Here is a 3,971-nt window from a genome sequence, read left to right as displayed (position 1 = left end):
TTATTATCAATGCCATTACTGAAAAGCTAATACACAATTAGAAAAATTTTAGTCATGAATGAGGAACAATTATATCTGAAACCCAATGTGGTGATTGAACCATTGGTAGATAAATGGTACGCCTGGAGTCACCTGATTTCTCCGGCAACTGCCGCCATGAATATAGTTGGAAGGCATTTGGCTATTATCGAATCGTATTTGATGGCCCCGGCTATTCACGCCAATGCTGTGCTTAACCCTAAAATGAAAGGCGGCCCCTTTATGGATTTTGGCGGCGGGAGAATAGATGAAGTAACGGAACTGGAGAAGCAATCGCTTGAAAAGCAAAAAAAGGTTATTGAGTTTGCCAAAGCAATAAAAGCGTTGGATAAATTACTGGATAGTGAAGCAACCGGTTATGGTTTAGAAGACCTGTACGCTAAAGTGCCCGAAATTTTAAGAGGTTATGTTGAGCTGTATTACGATAGGAATAACAATCCCGGGTTCAGATTTTTTGAATCGTTATTATACCAGAGTGAGTTTTATAATAAAAGCTCCCAAAGCCTGGCCATGTGGATCACCAACAACGATGAACGCCCTTTTTGCCTCAGTACGCCACGCCTTACCGAACCTGATGTGTTAAGCCTGGATGTGCCGTTTGACCATGCCAGCATTGATGCTTTGGCCAAAATGAAGCGCACATCTAACAGCTACGCAGCTATCAAAGAGATCTGCTGTATCACTCCTGAGCAGGAGCCGCTGTTTAAAACCTTTTTTACAGAAACACCTCCGCCTGCCTATGAAAAATATACCGGCGACAAGATCAGGATGCGATATTTTGGCCATGCCTGTATCCTGGTTGAAACAAAGGATATCAGTATCCTTGTCGATCCGCTGATCAGTTATTATGGTTACAGCTCGGATGTTCAGCATTTTTCGGATGTTGACCTCCCGGATACTATTGATTATGTGCTGATCACTCACAATCACCAGGATCACATCCTGTTTGAAACCCTGCTGCCTTTGAGGCATAAGATCAAAAACCTGATCGTTCCGCGTACATCAAGCGGAAAACTGGAAGATCCCGATCTGAAGTTAATGTTCAATAGCATTGGTTTTAATAATGTGATGGATATCAGCGAAATGCAAACCATTCATTTTAACGATGCCATTATCACTGGTTTGCCTTTTATTGGTGAGCATAGCGATATGAATATCCTCACAAAAGCTTGCTACCTGGTAAAAATAGGCGACTTTAAACTCCTCTTTTTAGCCGATTCAAGAATTGTTGAACCGCGTTTATATGAGCTGGTGCACAAATATATAGGTAATGTTGATGTGCTTTTTATTGGTATGGAATGTGATGGTGCGCCGTTAACATGGTTGTATGGCCCCTTGCTTACCAAAAAGTTGCCAAGGGATATGGATGGGAGCAGGCGTCTTGCCGGTTCTGATTGCGATAAGGGAATGGCTCTTATCGATATTTTCCATCCAAAAGAAGCCTACGTGTACGCCATGGGCCAGGAGCCCTGGGTTGAATTTATCAGCAGCATTAAGTATACCGACGAGTCAAACCCCATTGTACAATCTGACAAGCTGGTAAAGCTGTGCACAGACCGGGGTATAATTGCCGAACGCCTTTATGGCGAAAAAGAACTCTTGTACAATAAGCAGGTTGATAGTCTTATTGAACAATAACCCTCAGGCCGTTTAGGCTTTCAGAAAAATAACAACATGTCCAGGCTTCAATTTCCACTACATCCCGCACAACGGGAAGTTTACGTTGATCAGCTTTTACATATGAATAGCCCACAATATAATATTGGGGCTTATATCATATTAAGGGGTGATTTAAACGTGGAAAAGCTTCATGCTACAATAGGTTCGCTTCCGCAGGTATTTGATGCCTTTAAAATGCGATTTGACTTAAATTCTGCAGATCTTTCTTACCAGTTTGAAAGTGATTTTAACGAAGCAGAATTAATTGAAGCTGATTTTAGCGGCCAAACTTACCCTGAAGCTGAAGCTAAAGTGTGGATGCTTCAAATTTTTAGTGCTCCGTTTAAACTGACAAACGACGTTGCTCCATTTGAACATTACCTGGTAAAAATTTCAGAAAACGAGCATTGGCTTTTATTAAAATATCATCATTTAATTATTGATGGCTACGGTTTTATAGTAAGTATCCGGTACCTGTCCGAAAAATATAGATCACTTATTACAGGTGAGCCGCTTATTTTAAATGCACCATCATACCATGCCGAAACTGTAAGTGCCAACGAATATTACGATTCTGATAGTTATAAAAAGGACGGCGACTATTGGAAAGGCAAATTTGCAGTTAAGCCAGAAAAGCTGCTTGCGAAAAAATATCCTCAATACAACCGGGAAAACAGTATAGGTGCTACTTATAGTATCGATCTTACAGATAACCGGAAAATACAGATGGAACATATCCAGAGTGTTTGCAATGCCAATTTGCAACAACTAACTATTGCTGCTTTACTTATCTATTTCGGGAACATTACCCCATTAAATGAGTTTATATTTGGTACCCCTGTTCACAAAAGGGGATCAAGACAGCAACGAAATACAGTAGGTATTTTTACAGGCGCCCTGCCATTTAAAGGAATTTATAGTACCGGGCAAACATTAAGCGATTTGCTTGCTGAAATTATAAGCACTCAAAAACAGGATTACCGCCATTATAATTACCAGGTTGAAGATTTAGGCAGAGCCCTTAAAATCAATTCGGCAACTGATAATTTGTATGATGTAGTTGTAAACTACGAGCCATTTGATTTTGATTTAAATTTTGGTGAAAAAATAGAATCAGATCTTTTACGCCTGCCTAATGATAGTGAACGCACACCTTTACAACTATGCTGGCGCGATTATTACAAGCAACAACGCTTAGCGTTACAGATCCAATTTTGTTATGAGTATTTTACAGAAGAGGAAATAGCGCTGCTGGGTGAGCGTATTTTGTACATTATTACACAATTTCCGAAAACACTCAATAAAAATATTGGCAGCATCGGCATTTTACCGTTGAGGGAAAATGATCGGCTATCCGTATTCAGCACATCCGCTCAGGAACTTAATGAGGATATAGCTCAACATAAAACAATAATATCGGCTTTTGAAAACCAGGTAAATGTTCGTAGTGAAGCTATCGCATTGAGGTTTGATGATGAAGTAATAAGCTATAATTCACTTAACCAAAGAGCGAACAAAATTGCCAATTACCTGAAAGGCCTGGGCGTGGGGAATGAAACATTGGTAGCCGTTTGCATAGAGCGTGGTACTGATATGATTGCCGGCATCCTTGGCATATTGAAAGCTGGCGGTGCTTATGTACCGGTTGATATTGATTACCCTAAAGAACGGATAAATTATATCCTTAATGATACTGGCGCAAAGATCATCCTGAGCAGCAGTACAGGCAGTGCGTTATTGCGCGATCTGGATGCAATGATTGTTGAACTGGATAACGAACCGCTCATAGAAATTCAAAGCAGCGAAAACTTAAACACCGTTATAAACCAAAATCAACTCGCGTATGTAATGTATACCTCTGGCTCAACCGGTAAACCCAAAGGGGTGATGGTTGAGCATGGGGGAGTTGTAAATCTTGCCGCCGGGCAGGCTGTAGCCTTACGGTTAGTACCAGGCATGCGTACACTACAGTTTGCCTCCATTGGCTTTGATGCTTCATGTTACGAGATTTTCAATACGCTGCTAAGCGGTGGTTGTTTGGTGTTATGCAAAAAAGAAGCAATCCTATCAGCAGAAGAATTTAAAAGACTGCTTGATAAGCAAAAGGTTGAATTGGCGGTGATACCGCCTTCATTTCAGCAGGCCATAGCCGATTCTTTAGGGTCTGTTAAAACAATAGTATCAGCAGGCGAGGCTTTGAACGAAACGACAGGAAGATATTTGCAATCGCAAGGGGTAAGGTTAATCAATGCTTACGGCCCAACTGAGAGTAC

The 3,971-nt window shown here is 40.9% G+C and carries 2 protein-coding genes; both read left to right on the top strand.

Going from position 1 to position 3,971, the window contains the following annotated elements; translation table 11 throughout:
* Positions 1-54 precede the first annotated feature (54 nt).
* Positions 55-1,677 carry an MBL fold metallo-hydrolase gene (locus tag VF500_RS14690; RefSeq protein WP_330860384.1) on the top strand — a complete coding sequence of 541 codons (1,623 nt, stop codon included), beginning with the start codon at positions 55-57 and terminating at the stop codon, positions 1,675-1,677.
* A gap of 36 nt (positions 1,678-1,713) precedes the next feature.
* On the top strand, positions 1,714-3,971 hold a 2,258-nt coding region (locus tag VF500_RS14685), incomplete at its 3' end, for an AMP-binding protein (RefSeq protein WP_330860383.1).

Source organism: Mucilaginibacter sp. (assembly GCF_036383575.1).
Lineage (GTDB): Bacteria > Bacteroidota > Bacteroidia > Sphingobacteriales > Sphingobacteriaceae > Mucilaginibacter.
The sequence above is the reverse complement of the archived record's forward strand: the minus strand, read 5'-3'. Positions and strand labels throughout refer to the sequence as shown.

Excerpts from the sequence above, each read along its gene's own strand:
- VF500_RS14690 (WP_330860384.1), top strand. The coding sequence starts at position 55 with ATGAATGAGGAACAATTATATCTGAAACCCAATGTGGTGATTGAACCA.